We start from the raw sequence: 4,371 nt of genomic DNA, 5'->3' as shown, positions 1-4,371 counted from the left end.
GGCGGGCCCGCGGCCCGCCGGACGCGGATCCCGGACAGCCCGCGGGTGTTGGTCCGCACCATGCCGCCGGGCACCGGCTACGGGGCGGCCGTGGCCGCGGCGCTGGCGAGCCGGACAGGCCAGGCAAACAGGCCGGATCGGACAGGCCAGGCCACCGGCACACCGGACTTCCTCTGGCTGCTGCGCCACGACTCGGTACCGGCCCTGGACACGCTGGAGCGGCTGCTGACCTATGCGGCACTGGATCCCAGCGCCGCCGTGCTCGGCCCGAAAGTGCTCGACTGGGCCGACCCGAAGCTGATCGTCGAAGCCGGAGCCACCGTGGACGGCGCTGGGCGCCGGGTGACCGGCATCGGCCCCGGTGAGATCGACGCCGGCCAGCACGACGCCGTCCGGGACGTCCTGGCGGTCTCGGACGCGGGCGCGCTCGTGCGCGGGCCGGCGTGGCGGCGGCTCGGCGGGTTCGATCCGCGGCTGCGCGCCGCTGCCGGCCTCGACTTCTGTTGGCGGGTCTGGCGCGCGGGGATGCGAGTGGTGGTCGTCCCACCCGCGGTGATCCACGCTGCCCGCCCCGGCGGCCACCGTGTCCCGGCCCGCGGGCAGCGGCCCGGCGGACGTGCCGGCCACCGTGGGCAGGACAGCCACCATGGCCATGGCAGCTACCGTGACCTGCGGCGGGAGGAGCTGCGGGTCCGGATGGCCAACATCTCGGCCGGTCCGCTGGTACCGGCATGGCTTGGACTCGTGCCGGCGGCGCTGGTGCGTGGCGTCGCGCTGGCCGCCGTCGGCCAGCCCCGCCAGGGACTGGACGAGGTCGCCGCGGCCGCCACGGTGATGGGCCGTCCCGGCTGGCTGTGGCGGGCGCGCCGTCGCCGGGCGGTGTCCGCGCGGGTGCCCGCCTGGAGGTTGCGCACGCTGCTTGCGGCCCGGGGCGGGCCGCTGGGTGCGGTCCGGACGTTCCTGCGTACCTTTGCCGCGCTCATCCCGCGTGCGCCTGCCCACCGTCGTGGGCGGGGCGGGCAGGCGGTCTGGGCGCAGCGTCCCGCGCTGGCGCTTGCCGGGGCGCTGGCCGTCGTGAGCCTCATAGCGGCCCGTTTCATGCTCGGGCCGGGATGGGGGCCGGGAACGGCCGCCTGCCGGATACCCGGCATGGGTGTGTCGCTGCCGTTACCCGACAGCGCCCGGGATCTGTGGTCGGTCGCCCTGGCCGGATGGCCTGGCGGTGCCGCCGGCGCGGCGTCCGCCGGCTCTGTGGTGTCCGGGCCGACGGACACCGGGCTGTGGCTGCTGCCGCTGGCCGTTCTCGCGACCGTGCTGGGTGGCAGGCCGTGGCTGGCGGCCGATGTCGTCCTGCTGGGCGGACCGGCGCTGGCCGCTCTTGCCGCCTACGCCGCCTGCGGTCACCTGGGCCCCGCCCGTACCGTCCCCGCCCGTACCGGTTCTGCGCATACCGGTTCCGGCAGGGCTGTTGCCGGCATGGCCGTCCCCGATGATGGTGTCCCCAGCGGTGGTGCCGTCCAGGCGGTCTCCGGCGGTGGGGCGCCCGATGCCGGCGGACCGGGTCCGCCGCGCACGCCGGTCCGGGTCGTCGTCGCGGCCGGCTATGCGCTGTCCCCGCCGATGAGCTGGGCGGTTGCCGCGGCCCGGGTCGACGTGGTGTTCGCGCTCGTGCTGCTCCCCGGTCTGCTCACCGCCGCGGCCGCGTTGGTGACGCAGCCGGGCACGGGCCGCGCCACCTGGCCCATGGCCCGCCGGCTCGCGTTGCGACTGCTCGCCGTGGTTGCCTGCGCGCCGGCACTGCTGCTGTCCGCCGTTGCCGGGCTTACGGGCGCGGTCGTGCTGCTGCGCAGGCCGCACCGGCCGCACCGGCTGGCGCAGGTGCTCGCCGTGGCCGTCGCCGGCAGCCTGCCGTGGTGGCCGTGGCGTGACCTGCTCCCCGGGTGGCGGCGGCTCGTCGGCGCGGCCGTCGAAGTCCCGGGCGCCCTGCCCGGGACAGGCGCGGGTGGCCGGGACGTCACCGGAGCCATGGCCGATGCGTTGCCGGACTGGCTGGGAGCGGCCANGCCGGCCTCGCGGCGGTACTGGCCCCGGTCGCGCTCGCCGGCGCGGCCGGGGCCGTGCGGGCCGAGACCCGCGGGCCGGCGCTCGCGGCATGGGGCGTGGTCGCCGTCGGCCTGGCCGGCGCGGCCGTCGAGAGCTACCTGGGTGTTGCCGGACGCGCCGGGGAGCCCGCCGCCGCGCAGCTCGCCGTCGCCGTCGCCGGCATGTTGGCGGCTAGCGCACTCTCAGTGACAGGAGTACGGGGGATGCTCCGCCGTCACCCGCCCGGCTGGCGGCACGTCACGGCGCTGTCCCTCGGTGGGGCGGTCGCGGCCAGCCCGTTCACCGGCGCGTTCATGGTCGCCGACGCCGGCCAGGTGGCGGCCGGCGCCGCCGCCCGCACGGGCGGGATGGTGGTTTCCGCGCTTGCGGCGGCACAGCTGTCCGGGCCGGACGCCCGCGTGCTGGTACTGCGTCAGCCGGCGCGGGACGCGCCGATCGGCTACACGCTCACGGATGCCCGCGGCCCGCGTCTGGACACCACCTTCGGCGCGATGTCCGCGGCTGGTGGCGCGGCGGTCGGGGTGGTCGTCGCGGACCTTGTCACCGGGCGTGCGACGGCCGCCGGCGGGCTTACGGCGCTGGCTGTGAGCGCTGTCGTCGTCCCCGCCGCGGGCGCGGCACCGTCGCTGGTCGCCGCGCTGGACGCCGTGCCCGGGCTGGTCCGGGAACAGGTGGCGGACGACGCCGTGGTGTGGCGCCGGTTGCCGGCCGGCCCGGCGGGCTCGCCCGGTGCGGTGGTGGCCGGGCCTGGCGCGGCGCCATCCCGGGGGGCCGCGCCAGGCCCGGCGACGGGCTCTCCACGGTGACCGGGACGCAGGGGGCCCATCCGGATCAGCCCGGCCGCCCGCAGCGGTCAAACCAGGCGGATCAACCAGCCCAGGCGGAGCGACGTACTCGAAGGGAACTGCCTGGCCGGCTGGTCCAGGCCGTGCGGGCGGCGGCTGCCGGCGCGCCGCCTCCCGGAGACCGTGGCGGGTCGATCCGGGCCGTGCGGGCAGGGCTGTTCAGCCGGTGCCGACGTCCTGGGACGCAACGGCCGATCCGGGCCGCGCGGGCCGCGAGTTGGACGGGGCGCGCGCGCCTGACAGCGATGATCACGGTTGCCGTCATGTTCGCCCTGTCCAGCGTGCTGGCCCTGGCCGTCCTTGGCCGGCCCCCGGCAGGCAGCCGGCCCGAAGCGGTCCCACCCACAGCCGGCCCACGGGCGCCGGTGACGTCCGCGACACTGCTGTGCCCGGATCTTGACCCGTCGGCGGGTGCCCCGGTGACGGTGGACGTCGCGACCGCCGGCGGCACCGTGGGTGGGAAGCCGGGCACGGACGGACGGATCTGGCTGTCCGCCGGTGGTGCGGTGCGTGACGTTCCGACCGGTCCGGCCCGAGCGCGGGGCGTGCTGGTCCAGGTGAACGGTGGTGTGCCGCTGGCCGTGCACGCCAGCGGCCTCGTGGCGGCCGGGCTGAGCGCCACGGTGACCGTCCCGGGCGCGCCCGGTCGGGCGCCGTCCCGGGCGCGCTGCGATCCGCCGAGAAGCGAGTTCTGGTTCGTCGGCCCGGGTACCGGCACCGGCCGTGACCCGGTGATCGTCCTTACCAACCCCGAGACCGCGCCCGCACGTGTGGAGATCACGTCGTTCGGGCCGGCCGACCGTGGAGGACCGGGCGCCGCCGCGCGGGCCACCGGCGCCGTGGCCGATGATGGTGCGGCCGCCGCTGGTGCGGTCGGTGACGGTGCGGTCAGTGACGGTGTCTCGGTGCCGCCCATGGCGCGGGTGATCCGCCGGCTGACCGACTGGGTGCCCGACGCGGAAGCCACGGCGGTGCGGATCCGGGTACGTGACGGGCGGCTGGCCGCCGCCATGCTGGACCGTGCGGGTGCACCGTTCGCCCGGGATCAGGTCGTCGTGCCTGCGGCGGCCGGGGCCCCGGCCGNNNNCCGGGGCCCCGGCCGCCGGTGCCGGAGCCGCCGGCTCAGGGGCGGCCGGGGCCGAAGGAGCCGAGCCTGCGGCCGGGGCGGCCGGCCCCGGAGTTGCCAGGTCCGGGATGGCCGGCTCTGGGCAGATCGGGTCCGTGGCGGCCGAGGCTGGGCCGGCCGAGGCTGGGCCGGTCGGGTCTGGAGCGGCCGGTTCGCTGGTGCTGGCCGGCACGGCCGGGATACCGGCCGGGATCGCGGGCGCGCAGGTCGTGGTGGCTGCACCCGAGGCGGACGCGGTGATCCGTCTGGAGCTGCTCACCGCGTCCGCGCGTTTCACCCCGCCGGGTCTGGCGGCGG

3 protein-coding genes and 1 pseudogene (1 of these 4 only partly in view) are annotated in these 4,371 nt (G+C 77.7%); all 4 read left to right on the top strand.

The features are described from left to right. Window positions 1–2,292, top strand: partial view of a glycosyltransferase gene (locus tag FrCorBMG51_RS28945; protein ID WP_086055299.1) — the 3' portion only. Its footprint begins 318 nt before the window's first position; only the last 2,292 of its 2,610 coding nucleotides appear in the window; its start codon lies beyond the left edge, outside the window; the stop codon is at window positions 2,290–2,292. 14 nt (window positions 2,293–2,306) lie between these two features. After that, a complete protein-coding gene (locus FrCorBMG51_RS28010) occupies window positions 2,307–2,909 on the top strand; it encodes a hypothetical protein (RefSeq protein ID WP_162233181.1) in 603 nt (200 codons plus the stop codon). Window positions 2,910–3,193: 284 nt separating this feature from the next. Continuing rightward, a pseudogene (locus FrCorBMG51_RS33605) lies at window positions 3,194–3,694 on the top strand (hypothetical protein); the annotation flags it as partial. A 475-nt stretch (window positions 3,695–4,169) separates the two neighbouring features. Then, the coding region (locus FrCorBMG51_RS28940; protein ID WP_200902360.1) for a hypothetical protein at window positions 4,170–4,371 on the top strand (202 nt) is incomplete at its 3' end.

The sequence above is a fragment of the Protofrankia coriariae genome (assembly GCF_001017755.1).
Taxonomy (GTDB): Bacteria; Actinomycetota; Actinomycetes; order Frankiales; family Frankiaceae; genus Protofrankia; species Protofrankia coriariae.
The sequence above is the reverse complement of the archived record's forward strand: the minus strand, read 5'-3'. Positions and strand labels throughout refer to the sequence as shown.

Coding starts and splice junctions, on each gene's coding strand:
- FrCorBMG51_RS28010 (WP_162233181.1), top strand. CDS start 2,307: ATGCTCCGCCGTCACCCGCCCGGCTGGCGGCACGTCACGGCGCTGTCC.